General features: G+C 66.9%; 17 protein-coding genes. 8 read left to right on the forward strand and 9 right to left on the reverse strand.

Annotated features, from left to right (window positions below):
* The first annotated feature begins 213 nt into the window (after positions 1 to 213).
* Positions 214 to 1803 carry a PE-PPE domain-containing protein gene (locus tag ABQF13_RS23685; RefSeq protein ID WP_448395243.1) on the forward strand — a complete coding sequence of 530 codons (1590 nt, stop codon included), beginning with the start codon at positions 214 to 216 and terminating at the stop codon, positions 1801 to 1803.
* Here the strand turns inward: ABQF13_RS23685 and ABQF13_RS23690 are convergent.
* Positions 1800 to 5015, reverse strand: coding sequence for an ATP-binding protein (locus ABQF13_RS23690; RefSeq protein WP_448395244.1), 3216 nt, complete (start codon positions 5013 to 5015; stop codon positions 1800 to 1802). The genes ABQF13_RS23685 and ABQF13_RS23690 overlap by 4 nt on opposite strands.
* A gap of 138 nt (positions 5016 to 5153) precedes the next feature.
* On the opposite strand from ABQF13_RS23690, the gene ABQF13_RS23695 reads away from it, so the two are divergent.
* Positions 5154 to 7352, forward strand: coding sequence for a phosphatase domain-containing protein (locus ABQF13_RS23695; protein WP_448395245.1), 2199 nt, complete (start codon positions 5154 to 5156; stop codon positions 7350 to 7352).
* Between the two features lie 106 nt (positions 7353 to 7458).
* Here ABQF13_RS23695 and ABQF13_RS23700 read toward each other — a convergent pair whose 3' ends face one another.
* Positions 7459 to 8442, reverse strand: coding sequence for a glycoside hydrolase family 6 protein (locus ABQF13_RS23700; protein WP_448395309.1), 984 nt, complete (start codon positions 8440 to 8442; stop codon positions 7459 to 7461).
* Between the two features lie 21 nt (positions 8443 to 8463).
* The gene (gene rnhA / locus ABQF13_RS23705) at positions 8464 to 8952 is read right to left on the reverse strand and encodes a ribonuclease HI (RefSeq protein WP_448395246.1); all 489 of its coding nucleotides are present in this window, start codon (positions 8950 to 8952) and stop codon (positions 8464 to 8466) included.
* Positions 8953 to 9031: 79 nt separating this feature from the next.
* Here rnhA and ABQF13_RS23710 point away from each other — a divergent pair, with 79 nt between their 5' ends.
* On the forward strand, positions 9032 to 9301 hold the full coding sequence (locus ABQF13_RS23710; protein WP_448395247.1) for a YdeI/OmpD-associated family protein: 270 nt from the start codon (positions 9032 to 9034) through the stop codon (positions 9299 to 9301).
* On the opposite strand, the gene ABQF13_RS23715 is transcribed toward ABQF13_RS23710, so the two are convergent.
* Positions 9298 to 10512 carry an NAD(P)/FAD-dependent oxidoreductase gene (locus tag ABQF13_RS23715; protein WP_448395248.1) on the reverse strand — a complete coding sequence of 405 codons (1215 nt, stop codon included), beginning with the start codon at positions 10510 to 10512 and terminating at the stop codon, positions 9298 to 9300. The genes ABQF13_RS23710 and ABQF13_RS23715 overlap by 4 nt on opposite strands.
* Positions 10513 to 10724: 212 nt before the next feature.
* Here ABQF13_RS23715 and ABQF13_RS23720 point away from each other — a divergent pair, with 212 nt between their 5' ends.
* Positions 10725 to 12101, forward strand: coding sequence for a hypothetical protein (locus tag ABQF13_RS23720; protein ID WP_448395249.1), 1377 nt, complete (start codon positions 10725 to 10727; stop codon positions 12099 to 12101).
* 19 nt (positions 12102 to 12120) lie between these two features.
* Here the strand turns inward: ABQF13_RS23720 and ABQF13_RS23725 are convergent, their stop codons facing one another.
* The gene (locus ABQF13_RS23725) at positions 12121 to 12291 is read right to left on the reverse strand and encodes a hypothetical protein (RefSeq protein WP_448395250.1); all 171 of its coding nucleotides are present in this window, start codon (positions 12289 to 12291) and stop codon (positions 12121 to 12123) included.
* A gap of 68 nt (positions 12292 to 12359) precedes the next feature.
* Here ABQF13_RS23725 and ABQF13_RS23730 point away from each other — a divergent pair, with 68 nt between their 5' ends.
* The 3 genes from ABQF13_RS23730 to ABQF13_RS23740 are packed head-to-tail and all read left to right on the forward strand — an operon-like array spanning position 12360 to position 15119.
* Positions 12360 to 13391: a Rieske 2Fe-2S domain-containing protein gene (locus ABQF13_RS23730; RefSeq protein WP_448395251.1), complete on the forward strand. Its 1032-nt coding sequence runs from the start codon at positions 12360 to 12362 to the stop codon at positions 13389 to 13391.
* A gap of 4 nt (positions 13392 to 13395) precedes the next feature.
* Positions 13396 to 14478 (forward strand): NAD(P)H-dependent amine dehydrogenase family protein, encoded by a 1083-nt coding sequence (locus ABQF13_RS23735; protein WP_448395252.1) that lies wholly within the window; start codon positions 13396 to 13398, stop codon positions 14476 to 14478.
* A gap of 2 nt (positions 14479 to 14480) precedes the next feature.
* Positions 14481 to 15119 (forward strand): TetR/AcrR family transcriptional regulator, encoded by a 639-nt coding sequence (locus tag ABQF13_RS23740; RefSeq protein WP_448395253.1) that lies wholly within the window; start codon positions 14481 to 14483, stop codon positions 15117 to 15119.
* Between the two features lie 29 nt (positions 15120 to 15148).
* Here ABQF13_RS23740 and ABQF13_RS23745 read toward each other — a convergent pair whose 3' ends face one another.
* Positions 15149 to 16270: an acyl-CoA dehydrogenase family protein gene (locus ABQF13_RS23745; protein ID WP_448395254.1), complete on the reverse strand. Its 1122-nt coding sequence runs from the start codon at positions 16268 to 16270 to the stop codon at positions 15149 to 15151.
* 13 nt (positions 16271 to 16283) lie between these two features.
* On the reverse strand, positions 16284 to 17516 hold the full coding sequence (locus ABQF13_RS23750; protein WP_448395255.1) for an acyl-CoA dehydrogenase family protein: 1233 nt from the start codon (positions 17514 to 17516) through the stop codon (positions 16284 to 16286).
* Positions 17517 to 17677: 161 nt separating this feature from the next.
* Between ABQF13_RS23750 and ABQF13_RS23755 the strand changes: the two genes are divergently transcribed.
* Positions 17678 to 18040, forward strand: a complete 363-nt coding sequence (locus ABQF13_RS23755; protein WP_448395310.1) for a PAS domain-containing protein — start codon at positions 17678 to 17680, stop codon at positions 18038 to 18040.
* Between the two features lie 7 nt (positions 18041 to 18047).
* Here the strand turns inward: ABQF13_RS23755 and ABQF13_RS23760 are convergent, their stop codons facing one another.
* Together ABQF13_RS23760 and ABQF13_RS23765 are read right to left on the reverse strand one after the other, a co-directional pair.
* Entirely contained in the window at positions 18048 to 18698 is a 651-nt protein-coding gene (locus tag ABQF13_RS23760; protein WP_448395256.1) for a ScbR family autoregulator-binding transcription factor, read from the reverse strand.
* 62 nt (positions 18699 to 18760) lie between these two features.
* The gene (locus tag ABQF13_RS23765; RefSeq protein WP_448395257.1) at positions 18761 to 19429 is read right to left on the reverse strand and encodes a TetR family transcriptional regulator; all 669 of its coding nucleotides are present in this window, start codon (positions 19427 to 19429) and stop codon (positions 18761 to 18763) included.
* Positions 19430 to 19867 lie beyond the last annotated feature (438 nt).

A 19867-nucleotide genomic window follows, 5' to 3' on the forward strand; every position in this document is an offset into this window, starting at 1 on the left:
GATCCGACAAATTCGGCCCCACCGGATAGGAACCACGACGGCAGCTAGTGAATATAAGTAGTACTGCGTCGGGGCCGGCCAGATTGCAGTGGTGCCTTACTGAGCGTCGTCGCGCTACACGCGAGGAATGTGTCGGCTATGGAACGCACGCTGGGCATCGGAGCCACGGGGACCGCGCGGCGCGCACGCGATGTTCGGCCCAACATCACACGTATGACGGTATCGGTCGGTGTCGCCGTGGCGACGTTGGCGGCCACGGTTGCGCTGGCGACGGTTTCGACGGTGTCGCCCGTCGTGCAGCTTTCAGCCGACAAGACCGCGTTGGTCATGGGAGGCGTCACTGTCCCGACACCCGACGAGGCCTACATCGACGCCGTCAAAAACCAATTCATCGTCCCGGCCTACCCCGGCGAGGACATCGACTACGTCGCGGTCACCACGCCGGGAGAGCTATGGCCGGCCACTGGCGTCGCCCGTCTCATCGGGTGGGCGATCGGGGATCGGCGCGTATGGGGACCCGGCGGTCCGGGCTGGCCCGATGAACCGTGGTGGAAACTGTCGGGGCTGTTCGACCTCACCCCCAATCAGTCGGTCACGGCCGGGGTGGCAAACCTGGAGGCGGCGATGGCCGCGCACGGCAACGACAACCTCGTGATCTACGGCTACTCGCAAAGCGCGACCATCGCGAACATCGTGAAGCGCAGGCTCGCCGCGAAATATCCGGACGGGACCACGGCTCCTGACATCGACTTCGTGTTGGGCGGCGATTCCAACCTGCCCAACGGCGGCCTACACGCCCGGTTCCCCGGCCTCTACATCCCGATCCTCGACTGGACGTTCGACGGGCCCGAGCTGACCGACACCCCGTTCACGACCATCGTCATCACCCGCAAGTACGACGGCTTAGCCGATTTCCCGTTGTATCCGCTCAACATCTTCGCCACGCTGAACGCGCTCATGGGGTTCTTGTACCTGCACACCAATCCGTTCGACGTCAGCCTGCCTGCAGACCCCACCACATCACCGGCCTACCAGGGCACTTCCGGTACCACCAGCTACTACCTGTTCGAGACCGAGAATCTGCCGCTGTTCGAACCGCTTCGCGATCTCGGGGTGCCGGAGGCGTTGATCGACGTGGTGGAGCCGTTCTTCCGGTTTCTCGTGGAGTTGGGCTATGACCGCACCATCGCCCCGTGGGAGCCCACGCCGGCTCGGCTGATTCCGTTGCTCGACATCGGGGATCTCGCCCAAGGTCTGGCCGACGCGATCGGCGAATGCATCAACAATGCCCTGGCTCTGTTCGGCTTACCGCCGCTGGCGCCTACCTCCACGTCGGCCACGACCGCATCTTCAGTCACCCAGGCCGACGACGTCGACGTCTCCCGCCAGTCGACGCCGACGCAAGCGGCTGCCGACAGCGCTGACACCTGGACCCTCACCGCAACCTTGCCGACGGTGGGCGAAACCGCCACGGAGTCAAGCGCTGCCACGGAACCGGTGACCCAAACCGATCTGGGAACGCAGACCGCGACCGAAACGGACGGGCCGACAGCGTCGCCGGACATCGAGACCACCAACGCGACGTCGGAGGAACCCAGTGTCCAAGACCCGCAAGCCGGGTCGACGCCTGAGGATCCGGCCACGGAAACCCCCGAGTCAGAGTCAGAGTCGGACGAAACTGACGTGAGCGAATCGCTTGGGACCGACCAGCAGCCGACGGCAACTACCGCGGACGACCAATCGTCCTCGACTGCGGCGGCCTCGACCGGCGGCCCGTCGGGCGGCGACGACGCTGCCTCCTAATGGTTCGCCGCCACGGCCATCTGCTCGGCCCACGCGGTGTGTCCTTCGTAGCCAAGCGATTCCGCGGCGGCGCGGTAGCGGCCCGCCAGATCGTGATACAAGGATCTGTCGCCGCGCGCGCCGGCGACTAGCGCACGCAGCTTCAAGAGCATGACCTCGCGGATGGCCGACCCGGGGTCGGACCAGAAGTCGGCCATCCGGTCGATTGCCTCTTCGGCCTCGCCCAGATCGTCCTCGCGGCCGCGCTCGAGCAGCGTCTCCACCAAAACGCCGGTGGCCCAAGCACCATAGAAAACATTCTCGGCCCTGCGCAGCTCGTCGACGGCGCAGCGCATCAGCTCAACCGCGACATCGCAGTCGCCATGCCCGAAAGCTTCACGCGCAGCCCACACGTCGGTGACCGGGATGAGAAAGAGCGCCCGCTTGCGTAGCCACAGCTCGCGGGTCTGCATCATCAGCTCCAGCCCGCGGCGTCGGTCGGCCGCGACATCCCGGTTCAGCAGTCCGACGGCCAGCGTGTACGCGGCCAAGCCCACCGCGCGGTCATTGCTGGCGCTTTGGGCGCGCTGCAGCGCATCCTCACTCGCGCGCACCACGGAGTCATCGGCCCGAAGTACGCCGTACTGCAACGCGAATCCGTAGGTCCAGGCGATGGCGCCGGAGAGTGTCTCGGCGTTGCTGCGCCGGGCCATCGCGACGGCGTCGTGGAGGTCCTGGTTCCATCCGCCGCGGCCCAGCCACCAGCGTGCGGTGCCGCGCCACCCCAGCGCGAGTGCCAACGGTGATGTCACGCCGAATCCGGCGCCCTTGCTCTGTTCGCCAGCCGCCAGGTCGACGATGCGCTGTGACAATCGCAGGATCTCGCCGAAGGCTCCGACGCCGAGCCAATTGACGAAGGCTATGGCCGCCAACCCCATGACCGGGCCCGGATCGCCGATCGAGTCCAGTAAGGCCATCTGCTCGGACGACAGCAGCGCCGCCTCACGCGTGCTTCCGGTGTAGCAGAGTTCGGTGGCCGGTCCGCTCATGCCGATGGCCAGCGAGGCCATGTCCCCGGCCGCGTGGCACAACTGCTGTAGCTCGGCGAAACGGCCCCGGCTCTGCTCGACAGCGCGAGCTTGAAAGTCAGTGGCGCACAGCATCGTACGCGGAGCGATGCGCATCGACAGCTGCTTGGGGTCGTCGTAAGGTAGCCGGTCGGCGATACAACGGGCCCGCTCCCAACTGTTGCGGGCAGCGGCGAGGTCGCGGTTGGTGTACCACGCTCCCGCGCGCATGTGCCAGCCGTACGCGTCGTGCAGATCACCGGCGGCCTCGCGGTGTTCGGCGATCAATGCCGCCGTTTCGTCTGTCGAGGCAGAGCTGCGGGCCTCGATGACGGCGGCCAGCCGCCGATGCAGTTCGGCGCGGTGGGATTTCAACTGGGATTCGTACGCCACTGCGCGGATCAGGGGATGGCGGAAGGCGTACTCGGCCGGCCGGTCCGACTGCAACTGGTCGATCAGTTCCACGCCGATCAACTCGTCGACCGCCGCGTCGATGCCCAGTGCCGTCAGCAGCCCGGTGTCGAAGCGGGCGCCGATCACCGACCCGGCGGTCAACGTTTGTTTGGCTTGACGGCTGAGCCGGTCGATGCGCGCCTCGATGGCCGCCTGCACCGTCGCCGGTACAGCGACGTCCTCGGTGTGTGCATCGCACACATAGGCGCCGCGCTCACCGTGCAGCACCCCGCGCTGAGCCAACTCCCGGACCATCTCCTCGGCGAAGAATGGATTTCCCGCGGCTCGCTCAGCGATGGCCGTGGACAGCTGCGCGACCGACGAATGCGAGCCCAGCAGCTCACCGAGCAGCGTCGCGGTGTCGGAATCATCCAGCGGGCCGAGGTGTATTTGCTGGGCTCCAGGCATCTGCGTCAGCGCGCCACGGTACTCGGGGCGATAGGTGATCAGCACGGTCGAGGAGGTGCGCGGGATCACCGCGAGGAAGTCGGCGATCAGCGATTCGCTGACGGTGTCGATCCAGTGCGCGTCTTCGATGATGTACAGCGCCGGTTCGGTGCGGGCCAACGATGCAGCGTTGATGAGCGCGGTCAACCGGCGTCGGCGCGTGTCCGCGTCGATTGCGGTCGGCATGCTGTCCGGTTCGGCGATGCCCAGAAGGTCGTCGAGCAGCAGCAGATCCTGCGGGTCGGCATCGGGAAGTTGCGCGCGCACCCGGACGCGGGCGGCCCCGTCGTCGAGTTCGGTCACGCCGATGCCGGCCCGCAGCAGCGCTGTCACCGCGTGGAAGGCGATGTCGCTGGTATGCGATTCGCAAAAGGTCCAGCACACCTCGGCGCCGTGACCGGCCGCGGCCGCTGCCGCCTCGCGGGCCAGACGGCTCTTGCCGATGCCCGGCGGGCCCACGACATTCACCACACCACCGTGGCCGTCGACCCCGCGCTGCACTGCGGAGTCGACGGTCGCCATTTCCGGGCGCCGACCGACTAGGGCCGCCTCGGTGCGCACGGTCGGGCACCGTCGCGCCCCGATCGCGAGCAACCGGCGCGCCGGCACGGCGTCGTCGAACCCCTTGACCCGCACCCACTGCGGTTCTGACAGCACGACGCGGTCCTCGACCAGTTGGGCCGTCGACTCCGAGAGCATCACCCCGCCAGCGGGTGCCACCGATTCCATCCGCTGGGCAAAGCCGACGTGGTGTCCGGTGGCCGCATAGCCCAGCGACCCCGAACCGATGTCACCGGCGATCACCTGACCCGAGTTCAACCCCACCCGCACCCGCAGCGCCACGCCGTCGTGGCGTGCTACCTCGGAGGCCAATTGCTGCACCTCGTCCTGAATGGCCAAGGCGGCCGCGCATGCTCGAAAGGCGTGGTCTTCCAGGGCTGTTGGGGCACCGAAGATCGCCATCACGCCGTCGCCGTTGTAATCCACGGTGCCGCCATAGCGGCGCACCAACGCTGCCGAACGCTCCACCAGCTCGGTGATGACCTCGCGCAACCGTTCCATCTCGAGGTTGGCTGCGATGTCCAGTGAGCGCACCACGTCGGCGAACAACACCGTCACCTGTTTGTACTCGGGCGACTGGGCGGCCTGGGTGAGTCGCGCACCGCATTCGCTGCAGAACTTGACCGCGGATGCAGAACGCGCGCCGCAGGAACCGCAGATCAGATCCGCGGTCGGTCCACTGCCACCACCCCGGCGGGCGTCCACGCCGTTTATCGTTTCACCGGTGGTCGGTGCTGTCCGGCATATCGCCTGGATGCCGTTGCGGCGTTCGAATCCCCGTAGCTCCACTTAGACGCCGCAGGTTGCGGTTACGCCCACCTTATGTGGGGAAACAGTGGATCAATGCCCGACGACGACATACCCCCGCCTGCGAACGCGGCGCCAGGACCGCGCGGCGACTCGCTCGGGGTGGTCTACGACGTCGACGGGGTTCTCCGGATCGCGCACCCGCTTCGGCTATTGCGTCGGTTTGAGGCGTTACTGGCCCGCAGGCCCGGTGACCGACGGTCGCTGCTGGGCATGCCGGATCTGCTGCGCAGCCTCGCCGAGGCCGCACCCGGCAACCCGGTGTTCTACCTGACTGCCGTTCCAAGCAGGTTCGCCCGCCCTGTCTTACGTTTCTTGCAGCGCGATGGCTACCCGGCGGGCAGCGCACTCATGTCCGAGCACGAGTTCGCGCCGGCCGGTCAAGGGGGCAAACGCGCCGTGCTTGCCCGGCTGGCCGAGCAACATCCCGACCTGAGGTGGGTGCTGGTGGGCGACGACGGAGGCCATGACCCGAAGCTCTTCACCGACTTCGTTCAACGTCATCCGGGCCGGGTGGCAGCTATTGCATTGCGCCAGACAATGAATCGGCCTCAACCAGTGTTCGACGCCACCATCGTCGCAGCGCCCAACGGCCAAGAAATGTTGCCGCAGCTCCGAAAGATTCTCGGGCTTGGCCAATCCCGCGAGCCCGCGGTCGACGACTGGTTCCTCACCGGCAGCGAACGCGGTAACCCCGCGGCACAGGTGCGTGCATGGACAGCCGACAACTCGGCCCGCCCGCTCGTGCACGGACAGCCCTACTTCTCCGTCCTCACCGACGCCCTGGCCTCGACGGCAGAAGGCGATCCGGTGCTCTTCACGGGCTGGCGCGCCGACCGCGAACAATTGCTCGGCGACCATGGACCGACGGCCGCCGAGGCGCTCGGAGGCGCCGCGCGACGCGGTGCGCTGGTGCGTGGTCTGCTGTGGCGCTCGCACATGAACCTTTTCGGCTACCACTTCGAACAGAATCGAACCTTCGCCGCCGATGTCGGCCGTGCGGGTGCCGAGGTGCTGCTCGACCAGCGAATCCGTGCTTTGGGCAGCCACCACCAGAAGTGCGTGGTCATCCGCCACCCTGGGTGCCCGCGCGATGACGTGGCATTCGTCGGCGGGATCGATCTGAGCCGCGGCAGCCGCGACGACATCGAACACCAGGGTGACCCGCAATCGGTTTCGTCGGACGAGGAGTACGGCGAAACTCCTGCGCGCCACGACATCCAACTCGAGCTACGCGGTCCGGTGGTACGCGACCTGGAGGATGCCTTTCGGGAACGGTGGGAGGACCCGGCGCGACTGGCGCGACTGCCCTGGCACGTCGTCCCCGACCGGATCCGCGGCCTGCCCAGAACGGCGTCGCCACTGCCCGCCCCGACGCCGTATCCGCCTGCTGCCGGACACTGCGCGGTGCAGATTCTCCGGACTTATCCTCGACGCCGGCCCCCATACCCATTCGCTCCGCTGGGGGAGCGCAGCGTCGCCCGCGCCTACGCGAAAGCGCTGAGCCGGGCTCAGCGGCTGGTGTATCTGGAGGACCAGTACCTGTGGTCGGTCGACATCGCGCGCATCTTCGCCGCTGCGCTGCGGCGCGCACCGGGGCTGCGGCTCATCGCGGTCGTCCCACGCCGGATCGACCAGAAGGTGGCGCGGCGAGCCGCCAAGTTCGGTCAGAGCGAGGCCATCGCGATGGTGCGCGCGGCCGGCGGCGACCGCGTGCAGATCTTCGACATCGAAAATTGCCAGGGCCGGCCGGTGTACGTGCACGCCAAGGTGTGCATCATCGACGACGTGTGGGCGGCCGTGGGCAGCAGTAACTTGAACAACCGGTCCTGGACTCACGACTCGGAGTTGACTGCGGCTGTCCTTGACGACGACCGCGATCTGCGCCCGCCGACCGATCCGGCCGAATTAGGTGACGGTGCACGCAGATTCGCCCGTCAGTTACGGCTCGACCTCATGCGCGAACATCTCGACATCGAGCCCGGCGCCGACACCGACCTTCTCGAACCCGATGCCGCCGTGGCGATCGCGCGTCGGCGAGCCGCTGCTCTCGACGCCTGGTACACCGGCGGCTGTGACGGGTCGCGGCCGCCCGGCCGGTTCCGCGCCCACGCGCCCGATCGCGAGCAAGAACCGCCCGGGTCCCTGCGCCGCTGGTTCACCGTGCCCGGCTACCGGTTCGTCCTCGACCCCGACGGTCGCCCACTGGGGATGCGGCTGCGCCGCTCCTACTGACCCTGCCGGTATCGGACTTCCCGAGTACCGAAAAGGTTCAAGCCGAACGGCGCCGCGTCCTCGCCGAGCTCGGTGTCGACGAGTTTCACGAGCAACCGGATGCGCCCTACCACCCGGCGTTGCGGGCCAAGTCGATGGCGTACTGGTTCACGAAACGACCCGCCGGCGGGGCGCCGTTTCGGCACGCGCCGTCGGATTCACCGGGGCGTTTGATCCACAGATAGGCGTCGACCTGTGGGCTCGCGGTCTGGGTGGTCGGCCGCGCACCGAGCGCACGCCCCTGCGGGTTGCACCAGTACAACTCCTCGTCGGTGGGGCCGGCGCCGTTGCGCGAGGTGTCGATGACGTAGTGGGCGCCGTTGGTGAGCCCGGAGATCGCGTTGCCGTACCCGATCGACTCCTCGGTGGTGAAGAAGTTCGCGGTGTTGAGGCTGAAGCCACGCGCCTTGGCCACACCCACCTCGTTGAGCCGGGCGGCCATGTCCTCCACACCCACCCAGCGCGGATGTCCGGCGTCCACGTACACCGCGGTGCCCGGATTGCGGGTCAGCGTGTCGACGGCGTAGCGCATCAGGTCGAAGCGTTCCTGACGCTGCTCTGCCGGCAGACAGTCAGCCATGGCCAGTGCATCGGGCTCGAGGATGACAGCCGCCGGGCCCGACCCGATGGCGGCCGCGACCCCGTCGATCCAGCCCCGGTAGGCGCCGGCCGACCCGAACCCGCCGGCGGCGTAGCTGCCGCAGTCGCGGTTGGGGATTCCGTACAGCGCCAGGATCGGCATGGTGCCGGCGGCTTGCGCGTCGGCGATGTACTTCGCGTCCACCGCGGGGGTGGACAGATGGTCCATCCAGTAGGCCGTGGGCGTGTCGGCGATCGCGTTGAGCACGGGGCTCGGCGGATCGACGCCGTCTGCAGCGGCCCTGGCCTTCGACCGGGGATTGACATAGAACGGCATTCCGGCCAACGGGTTTGCCTCGGCGGCGAGGCGAACCTGCGGGACAGGGTTGATCAGCACCGGATCGGCCACAAGACCCATACCGGCAACCGCGGCAAAGGTGAGGAAGGGAACGGTCCAGCGAGCGAAGGACATCACCTGGAAGAAAATAGAGCCTCAGCGCGACAAAGCGCCAATCGGCGGCTGCTGCAGCGCGCAGGCTTCCTGAAGCCCGCGGGTCGCCAGCGCGTCGGCCAGTTCGTTGTCGGTGACACCGGCGTGGCCCTTCACCCAGAACCACTCGACGCGATGCCGCGCGCACGCCGCTTGCAGCCGCTGCCACAAATCGACGTTCTTCACCGGCTGCTTGGCCGCCGTCAGCCACCCGTTGCGCTCCCAACCCAGCACCCACTTCGTGATGCCGTTGCGCACATAGGTGCTGTCGGTGTGGATGCGCACCGCCACCGGTCGGGTCAGCGCCTCCAACGCCATAATCGGCGCCATCAGCTCCATCCGGTTATTACTGGTCTGACCGGGCTCACCGCCGTACATCTCGCGGATGTGTTGGCGGTGCCGCAGCACCGCGCCCCAGCCGCCGGGACCGGGGTTGGGCCGGCACCCGCCGTCGGTGTGGATGAGCACTGGGTCCTCGGTGGACTCGACCATCCGCCGAGAATAGGCACCGCGCCGGGCAATTGGATCTGCGACACACGGCCGCCGACAAAGCTGGATTATCGTGACCGCCGTGAGTAGTCAGCGAGTACCCGGCGGGGTGGTCCACAAGTTGCCCGCGGATCTGCGGACGGCGTTGGTCGCCAACGACACGGCGCTAACCGCGTGGAAGGACATCACCCCGCTGGCGCGCAACGAGTTCATCTGCTGGGTCGAGGACGCCAAGCAAGCGGCGACTCGCGAACGCCGCATCCGGCGCACCCAGGAGGAGTTGGAAGAGGGGATGCGTCGGCCATGCTGCTGGCCGGGCTGCAAACACCGGGAACGCAACGGCAGACCCTAGTGCCCGTATGCCGGTGCGGCCTGCACGTGGGGGGCCGCCGCTTCCAGTAGGGCGGTCCGATCACCGGTGAGCGGGGGATAGATGCGCTCGCGGTTGATCGTGTTCTTGGTCGCCTTGGCCGCTGCACCGGTGGCGACCACCTGCCGGTCCCAGCCTTCGGTGTAGACCGCTCCGGCGGCGCCGAGATCGAGAACCGTGACGTACCACGGGATTCGCAGCGCCAGCTGGGGTGCGTCGAGCAGGTCGCCGATCACGTTGTGACCGGCGTAGCGGCCCATCGGTCGGCTGTGCTGGCACGACATCACCGAAACGTGTTCGTCGTCCATCCGGGCCGCCGCCACATCGCCTGCGGCGAAGACGCCGGCAACATCGTGCACGCGCAGGTATTCGTCGACGGGTAGGCGGCCCAGCCTGTCGCACGGCACCCCGAGTTGTGCGGTCAACGGGTTCGCGCGCATCCCGGCGCACCACACCACGGTGGCTGCCGGGATGACCTCGCCCGACGACAACGTCACACCGGATTCGTCGACGGCGCTGACGCCGACGCCGGTGACGGCTTCGACGCCGTTGTGCGCCAACGCATTCTCGATGACCGGGCGAGCCGAGTCGCCCATGTCGGAACCGACCCGCGGGTTGCGGTCAACGAGGACCACCCGCGGCGCGGCGGCCGGTCCGAGCGCATCGGCCAGCATCGACGGCAACTCGCTGGCGGTTTCGATGCCGGTGAGACCGGCGCCGACGACCACCGCCGTGGCGGTCGCCCGCCCTGATCCGCGCCGGGCCAGACCCTGCAGGTGCGCATGCAGCTTCGTCGCGCCGTCGTAGGTGTCGACGTCGTAGCCGAACTCGGCCAGCCCGGGCAGATTCGGTTTGACCACCTGGCTGCCCACCGCCAGCACGAGACGGTCGTAGCCGAGCGTCGCTCCGTCGGCGGTGCTGACCGTGGCCGCCGACGCATTGATCCCGGTCACCTCGGCCGAGATATGGCCGACGCCGGCGGGCTCGAGCAGCTGCGGCAGCGGGATCCGGCAGGCACTCAGATCGGCCTCGTAGTTGCGGACCCGGATGTCGTGAAACGGTTGGGCGCTGACGACGGTGACGTCGACGTCGCCGCGGGGCACCTCGAGCTCCTCGAGTCGCCGCGCGGCACCCAGCGCCGCCCACAGGCCGGCGAATCCAGATCCCAGAACGAGAACTCGTTTCGCGCTCATCGCGACGAATTCTGCATCAGGTCCCCGCGTCCGCACCTGCTGAATTCGTAAGCTGGCGTCGAACTGGCGCGCCCGACCGTACGCGGCCATTCGTAGTGGATTGGTGCAGTTGTCGGCCTCTGTATGCGACAATGGCGACCGACTATTCGCGGGCGGGGGCTTGCTGGACGGAGGCGATCATCCCTACGTCAGTTTTGCGCATCTCAGCGGGCGTGTGCACGCTCACGTTAGGCCTGTTCATCGGTAGTGCCGGCGCGGTTGCCACGGCCGACTCCGAGTCGGGCAGTTCCTCGACGTCCAGCCAACGCACCTCATCTGCCAGCCAGAGTTCTGAGTCGGCCGGCGGGGCGTCCGACGATACGGACAGCAGCCCGACGACCACCACGAGTACGACGACAGTGCAGCAGGCCGGCGATGACGACGACTCAGCTGTCAGCCGTCCGTTCGGGCAGGTCAGGCAGCGGATCACCGCGTTCTTCAATGACCTCGGGATCGCGAACGACGCCGACGACAACTCGGCCGTCGTCCTCCCGGATCTGGCGGGAACCGAAGAGGAGCTTGTCGAGGAGACGACCACCCCCGCCGATGAGCTGGCCGTGACCACGCCGGCGACGACCACGCCGGCGACGACCACCCCGGCGACGACCACCCCGGCTGCCGCGTCCACCGAACCCACACCGACCACGCCCGCGTCGTCGTCGACGTCGTCGGGTTGGCGCGGCGCGGTGCAGGCGGCGCTGACCCGCACACCCGCAGCGCCGCAGAGCACACCGGACAGGTTCTCGCCCTACTACAGCGCACAGTTCCTCGAGGCCATCGAGCCGATCACCAACGCGTTCACCACGGTGGTGCAGGTGATGGAGACGGTGCCGCGCACCCTGGCAGCACTGCCGACGTCGAAGACGCCGATCACCGACGTCATCACCTCGGTGCAGTACATGCTCACCACGGTCGCCGATGCCATCGTGCCGATCGTGTACGTGCCGTCGAACCTGTATTCGCTGATGGTCACCATGCCGCCGGTGGAACCGCCGACCTTCATCGGGGGCGTCGCTTCGCAGCGTCCGACGCTGGTGCCCGCCGAGGAGCCCGCGCTGTTCGGGCCGCAGGTGTCGCAGGTGCCGTCTGTGGGGCCCGCCGGTGCGTCGCTGTTCGGCGCCATGACCCCGCGCGCCGCGCTGGGAACCGTCATCAGCAACGGTCTGAACAAGCCGCTTTCGGTTGCCGGGACGGTGCCGTCGGCGCCCGAGACCGCCGGCCCGCCCGCCGCCAAGTCGTTCCTGGATCACGTCGTCAGCGCCGTTCTAGTGCCCGCCTCGTTGACGGCGCTGGCCGCGTTGGCGCTGCCGGGTGTCGCGGGTCTGCTGATCATCGTGGCGGCCGGTGTTCGGCTGGGGTACCGCCAGGCCAGGGCGGCGTTCGTGGTGCGGTCGAGCGCTATCGCGCGGTTCGCCGGGCCGGGACCGCTTGGCGTCGTCCGCTCCGGCTCGCTGATCGCCTTCCGGCAGCGCGCCAGGGGCCCGCGCACCGCACGCGCGGTTTGCCCCCAGGCCACACGCACCGTGCGCAAGCTGGAGGAAGTCGCTTAGCGCTTCGGGTGCGTTGCCGTCAGGTGCCCGCGCGGGTGTGCGCCGCGACCAATGCCGCGTCGATCCCCTTCCACGTCCGCTGCACGATCTCCGACACCGGCAGCAGCTCGAGGCTGGCCAGACTTGTACCCGCCGCCCTCCACGCCTTCGACCACCAACGCGTCCACGCCGGCGTCGGCGGCTGCGCCAACTGCTGGCGGTTTTAACATTGAGTGCTCTATCATTTGCGCATCCGGCCGTGTCGAAGAGAGGGCGCCGATGGCCAAGCCGCCGTTGTCGATGAAACCGACCGGATGGTTTCAGGTCGCGTGGTCGGCCGAGATCCAGCCCGGCGAGGTGCGGCGGATGAAGTACTTCGACCGCGAGATTATCGGCTGGCGCACTGCGTCCGGTGAAGCCGTCGTGATGGACGCCTACTGCGAGCACCTCGGCGCCCACCTGGGCTACGGGGGCCATGTGGAGGGCGACGTCATCCAGTGCCCCTTCCACGGTTGGCAGTGGAATACCGAGGGACGCAACGTCTGCATCCCGTATGAGAGCCGGCCGAACCGCGGCAGGCGCATCCGCACCTATCCGGTCGTCGAGCGCAACGAGTCGATCTACCTGTGGCACGACATCGAAGGCCGTGCACCGTTTTTCGATGCTCCCGACGTGTTCGCGAGCTTCGCCGACGGCAGCAGCGCCGACGACTACTACCCGCAGATGACCTTGTTTCGCGAAGGCTTGGAACTGCATCCGCAATACGTGCTCGAAAACGGCGTGGACTTTGCGCATTTCAAGTATGTGCACAAGACGCCCATCGTGCCGGTGTTCACCCGCCACGATTTCGACCAGCCGGTGTCGTTCGTCGACTTCACCATCACCTTCGAGGGTGACGAGAACCAGTCGATCGACGACGTCAAGAGCGGCGTCGAGGCGATCAACGGCGGTTTGGGCATCGCGGTCACCAAGAGCTGGGGCATGGTGGACAACCGGACCATCTCGGCGGTCACCCCCGTCGACGATCGCACCGCCGACGTGCGGTTCATGGTCTACATCGGCCGTCCGAAGGGTGGGGCAGTGCGGGACCCGGCGCGCGCAGAGGCCAAGGCGCGCCAGTTCGGTGAGGAAGTCATCCGGCAGTTCACCCAGGACATCCACATTTGGTCGCACCAACGGTATTCCGATCCGCCGGCGCTCGCCGGCTCCGAATACGAGGGGTTCACCGCGATCCGTAAGTGGGCCACCCAGTTTTATCCTGACGGGCTCGGCGGCTCGGCCGCCGAGCTGCCGACACCTGAGAAAGGCTGAACGCATGAGCCCACGCCCAATTCGCGTCTTCCAAGTCGCCACCGGCAACCTCGGCACCGAGATGATCAAGCGGATCGGCGCCCATTCCGATCTTGAGCTTGTCGGATTGCATTGCTACACCGCCGAAAAGGTCGGCCGCGACGCCGGCGCCATTGTTGGAATCGACCACGTCGGTGTCACCGCCACCGGCACGGTCGAGGAGATCATCGCGGCCAAGCCCGACGTGTTGACCTTCCACGGGGTGTTCCCGGACGAAGACTTGTACATCAAGGTCCTCGAGGCGGGCATCGACATCGTCACCACCGCCGACTGGATCACCGGCTGGCACCGCGACACCAACCATCCGCACCCGTCGGGTAAGCCGGTGTCGCAGTTGCTGCAGGCGGCATGTGAGAAGGGCGGTTCGACGTTCTACGGCACCGGGATGAACCCCGGCCTCAACCAGATCCTGGGTGTGGTGTGTTCGGCCGACGTCGCCGAGATCGAGAACGTCACGACGATCGAGTCCGTCGACGTGTCCTGTCATCACTCGAAGGACACCTGGATCGAGGTGGGCTATGGCAGGCCCGTCGACGATCCCGAGATCCCCGGCATGCTCGAGAAGTACACCCGCGTCTTCGCCGACAGCGTGCTGATGATGGCTGACTGCTTCGACCTCGAACTCGACGAGGTCAAGTTCTCCTACGAGTTAGGCGCTTGCACAAAGGATGTCGACCTCGGTTGGTACCAGCTGCCGAAGGGGTCGCTGGGCGGCAACTACATCAAGTACCAGGGCATGGTGGACGGCGTGCCGCGGGTCGAGACTCATCTGGAGTGGCAGATGACCCCGCACACCGATCCGCACTGGGACATCCAGGGCTGCTACATCACCCACATCAAGGGTGATCCGTGCATCTACAACAAGCACATGATTTTCCCGAAACCCGGTGTGGACCTGTCCGATCCATCGAACTTCGCCTCGATCGGCATGACGGTGACCGGTATGCCTGCGCTGCACGCGATCCGCTCGGTCATCGACGCGCCGCCGGGGATTCTCACCAGCGCCGACGTCCCTCTGCGCGGCTTCGCCGGGCGGTTCAAGAAATAGCGGTGGACGCGACCCGGGCGGGCAACGTTGCCCCGCGCCGTCCCGCCAACGGCAAGCAACAACGGGCGGACCGCACCCGCGCGATGGTCGTCGACGAGACCGTTCGGTGCGTGCTCGACGAGGGGTTCGGCGCGGCGAGCGCCAAGCACATCACCGAGCGCGCCGGCGTGACGTGGGGCGTCATCCAGTACCATTTCGGCGACCGCGACGGCTTGCTGATGGCCGTCGTCGACGAGGGGTTCGCGCAGTTGCAGTCCTGTCTGGCCGGCCTACAACCCCGGCTGGGTGCGCACGCCGGCCGGCAGCGCGCCGAGATGGTGATCAATGCGGTGGCAGAGGCCTTCTTGAGCCCCACATCGGTTGCCGCCCTTGAGATCCTGATCGCGACCCGCACGAGCCGCACCGATGCGCAGCAACGCCATCTCGCTGAGCTGTTCTCCGCCCTGACCCGGCTCGGCCGCTACGTCACCGAAGGTCTTGACGAGGCGCACGCCGACGCCGTGGGCAACCTGATGTGGACCACGCTGATGGGGGCGATGATGGCCAAGATGACGGTCTCCGAACCGATCGACGTCGGTCGCGAATTGCGGGCGCTGACCGATGTCGTCACCGCCTACATCGACCAGCAGCTGCGGGTCTAGCGGCCCACGCCGCGAGGGAGCGCCGAGGCCTAGCGGGTCAGGGCGGCGTAGCGCGACACATGGTGATCGGTCGAGCCGAACTCGTACTGCAGGGCGGTCAGCCGCTTGAAATAGTGACCGATCGCGAGCTCCTCGGTCATGCCCATCCCGCCGTGCAGCTGCACGGCCTCCTGGCCGATCAACCGCGCGGCCCGCCCGATCGTGGCCTTCGCCGCCGACACCGCCCGCGCCCGCATGACCGGCTCGGCTTCGAGGTTGAGGATCGCCAGATAAGCAGCGGCCACCGACTGCTCGAGCTCCATATGCATGTCGACCATGCGATGCTGCAGCGCTTGGAAGCTGCCGATCGGCTGCCCGAACTGCTGACGCTGCTTGGCATATTCGACGGTGTCCGCCAACACCTTTCGCATACAGCCCACGGCTTCGGCGCACACCGCCGCCGCGCCCTCGTCGCGGGCCTGCTCCAACGACGCCGCTGCGCCGCCCTCCTCACCGAGAAGCGCGGTGCCCCCCAGCCGTAGACCGTCGAAGACCAGATCGGACGCGCGGCGATCGTCGACGGTCCGGTAGTGCTGGGCCGTTAGGCCGCCGGCGGCCTCGGCGAGATCGACGACGAACAGCGAGATTCCGTTGGTGGTGCGCGCCGTGACCAGAAGGTGCGACGCCAACGGCGCGCTGGCGGCGACGATCTTGGCGCCCCGCAGCACCCAGTCGTCACCGTCGGGCTCGGCGAGCGTTGCCGCGCCACGCCAGTTGTCACCCGATTCGGCTTCGGTGGCGGCCAAGGCCACCACGGCCGTCCCGGCGACGACGCGCTCCAGCAGCGCGGTCGCCACCTCGCCGCCGGCGCGGCGCAACAGCCCACCAGCCACCACGACGGTGTCGACATACGGCTCCACCACGAGCGACTGTCCCAGCGCCTCGGCAATCACCATCATCTCGACCGGTCCGCCGCCGATGCCGCCGACGTCCTCGGGTAACGCCGCCCCCAGGATGCCCAACTCGTCGGCGAAACCCGCCCAGATCTCCGGCTGCCACCCGGGACCTGTCTTGGCCGCGGCCCGGCTCTTGTCCAGGTCGTATCGCGTCGACAGGAACTTGACCAGGCCGTCGCGCAGCAGTTCCTGTTCCTTGCTCAGCTTGAAATCCATAGCAAGCCCTTCATCAAAGTCCGAGTGCCGCTTTGGCGAGGATGTTGCGCTGAATCTCGTTGCTGCCGGCGTAGATCGAGCCGGCCCGGTCGTTGAAGTAGCGCAGCGGCGCGACGGCCTGCCACGGCTCACCGCTGAGATAGCCGTCCGGTGGCGGCTCGAACATCGACACCGGCCCGCCCGGACAGGTGCCGTGAGGCTGGTAGGCCCGGCCGCGGGGACCGGCGGCCTCCATCGCGAGTTCGGTGATGGCCTGGCTCAATTCGGTGGCCAGCACCTTGAGCATCGAGGCGGCGACGCCGGGGTTCTTGCCTTCGGCGACGGTGGCCAGCACCCGGTACTCGAGGATCTCCAGCACCTCGGTGCGGATCCGCGCGTCGGCGAGCTTACGGGCGAACGCGGGATCGTCGATCAGCTTGCCGCCGCCCGGTGCCGGCTGATCGGCGGCCACGCCGGCGATCTCGTCGGCCATCACCTGCAGGGCAGGGGAGGAGGCGCCGCCACCGCGCTCGAACTCCAGCAGGTATTTGGCCACCGTCCAGCCGTCGTCGATCTTGCCCAGCACGTTCTTCTTGGGCACCCGGACCTCATCGAAGAAGACCTGGTTTTGCACCTCTTCGCCCGATGTCATCACCAGCGGGCGGACCTCAATGCCCGGCGAAGTCATGTCGATGAGCACGAACGTGATGCCCTGCTGCTTTTTCTGCGTCTTCGACGTCCGCACCAACGCGAACATCCAGTTGGCTTCGCGGGCGTGGGTGGTCCAGATCTTGCTTCCCGTGCAGACGAGGTCATCGCCGTCGTCCACGGCAGCCATCGACAAGGCCGCCAGATCCGAGCCCGCTTCCGGTTCGGAGTAGCCCTGACAGAAGAACACCTCACCGGTCAGGATCCGCGGCAGAAAGTAGTCCTTCTGCTCGTCGGTGCCGAACGCGATCAGGGCGTGCGCCACCATCCGGATACCCATCGGCGACAGGGACGGCGCGCCGGCGAGCGTGGATTCGCGGCTGAAGATGTAGTGCTGGGTCAGGCTCCAGTCGCAGCCGCCGTAGTCGACCGGCCATGCCGGCGCCGCCCAGCCGCGTTCGTGCAGGATCTGCTGCCACTCCATGCTCGCTTCGTGGTCGGCGTAGACACTGGTCATCAACTTCCCGGCGCGACGTAGCTCCGGCGTCAGCTTGTCTTTGAGAAATGCCCGAACCTCATCGCGAAACGCAATGTCGGTCTCCGACCATCTGAGGTCCATCGTCGATCCCCTGTCTGCCGAGCGCCCCCACAGGGTAAACCTAGTTAATCAAGTGGGGCGGGTGCGGGTCCGTATCTTCCATCGCGGGTGACGGTTTACTTCAAGCCAGCAATAATCAGGGCATGGAACGGCGCCGAGGCGGTCAGGACCCACAGTCACCCATGGCACTGTTGCGGGAGTTGCCCGCACTGGTCGTGCTCGAACGTCTACCGGTACCCGTGCTGGCCATCGCCGAAGACGGGGAGATCCTGTTCGCCAACGCGGCCTTCGGCGACATGCTGGGTCAAACGCCTGAGGACATCATGGCGCTGAAATTCCCCGACGTCTTCCACACCATGCCGACCGACGAGTCGGCCGTGTCGCTGGTGCGCGCCCACGCCAACCTCGTCGTCGAACTGCTGCACGAGGACGGCTCAGTCGTGCGGGCGCGGATGAGCAAGTCGGCGCTGCTGCGCGGCGACGACCCGGTGGCCCTCGCCACGTTCCAGGACCTCACCGAACGGCTGTGGTACGCCGAACTGTAGGGCTGCGCTAGGACGACGCCGTGCGCCGCATCGACTCCCTTGCCAAGAACTCGCGAAAGTAGGGCAGCGAGTCGGCGGTGGCGATCCCGGGTAGCAGCACGTCCCACATCGTGGCGATCCGTGGAAGCAAATCCGTTCCCGAAGTCGTGGCGCTGGAAAGCAGTTCGGCGCCCATCATCGCGCCGATGATCGCTTCGCTGATGGAGCGCGTGTCCAGATCCGGTCGCACATCGCCCTCTTCGATTCCCTCGGTCACGTTCAGCAACACGCTGTGCACCCACCCCTCGTATTGCTGCACCGCGACCTCGTTGAACTCTCCCAAGGCCTGAAGCAGATGAAGCCCGATGCGTGCCACCATGTCGGTGCGCATCAGGTGACCGACGAAGAACGAGCCGTGAATGATGCGCTCCAGGGCCGGCGCCGACAGTTTGGTAATGCTGCTGAACGCGCGCAGCAGGATGGCGTTGCCCTCTTCGATGATCGCAGTGGCCAGGGATTGCTTCGAGTCGAAGTGGTAGTACAGCGCACCCTTGGTCAGCCCGGCGTGCTCGATGATGTCGCCTAACGCGGTGGAGTCATAACCGACCTCGTTGAACAACTGCACTGCGGATGCGATGATCCGCTGCCGAGTCGCCTCAGAGCGGGCTTGGCGCACCACTCTCCAAGCACCTCCCGGATCCGCGGCTCACCGGTTGGCTACGCCTGGACGCGAATCATAGATCACCGGCGAAGGGGCTTGGCCTTCCTGATCGCGATACCGGTCCGTCTCTTGATGAACTCCACGACATAGGTTCTGCGGTCGTCGACGACGATGCCCGGCACCATCAGCGACCAGGCCGCCTCGAGTTCACGCAGGAAACGTTCGGCGTCGGCCAGGTCGCTGCACTGGCGTAGGCCGAGGTACATCGACACCAACACACGCGCGACGCCCATCGCATCGGCGTCTTTTCGCACGTCGCCCTGTTCCACGGCTTTCTTGATGATCCGAGCGATCGCATCGATCCACTCGTTGAGGACTCGGAACTTCAGGTCGTCGGCCTGTCCAATTGATTCGAGCAGGTTCAACCCGGCCCGGGCCACGTCGTCACTGATGTCCTCGACGGCGATCTGGAAGTAGATGTCGATAAGCGTCTCCAGCCCCGAAAGCCGTTGTGCCAACAGTCCGGTGATCGACGTCCGGGCTTCCGCGGAGCGGTGTTCGACGATCGCCGAGGCCAACGCGTGCTTGGACCGGAAGTGAAAGTACATCGCACCCTTGGTCACTGACGCATCGGCGAGGATGTCGTCGAGGCTGACCCTGCTGTAGGGCTGCTCGGCGAAGAGTCGGGCCGCCGCGCGGATGATCTGCAGCCGCGTGCTGTCCGAGCGCCGGTCGACTTGTTCGGTCACTGTAGGTAGCGCCGTCCGATCGTAAATAATCTTTGCCGTAAATTTCTCAACCGCGTAATTCTTTCATCCGCGTCACTTCAGTGACAGGGGGCACCCGCACGAATCAGCAGCTTAAGGGGACACCGCCTCAGACCCGCTGCGACGGGACGGCCCGCGCCTGTCGAGGGCTACACGTTGCTAAAAACTCAAAGTCATGTTCTTGCGCCCATAACAGCCAAAAAGTATGTAAAGTACACGTCGTGATGACTTGCGGTCCGTTGCGACCTGCGCAAATGCGTGCAGTCCGCAGCTGGGCTCGATTGCGGTCGCCACTGCTCGCTCGACGTCCGTCGAGCGTTCACGGGCGGGAGTCGCATCCCGTAGCCGAGGTTCGTTCGGGCAAACCGGCGCAAGTTTTCCCGTCGGCCGTGGTGGATTCAGGTTTTCCGCAATCACCTT

The sequence above is a fragment of the Mycolicibacterium sp. XJ879 genome (assembly GCF_053483935.1).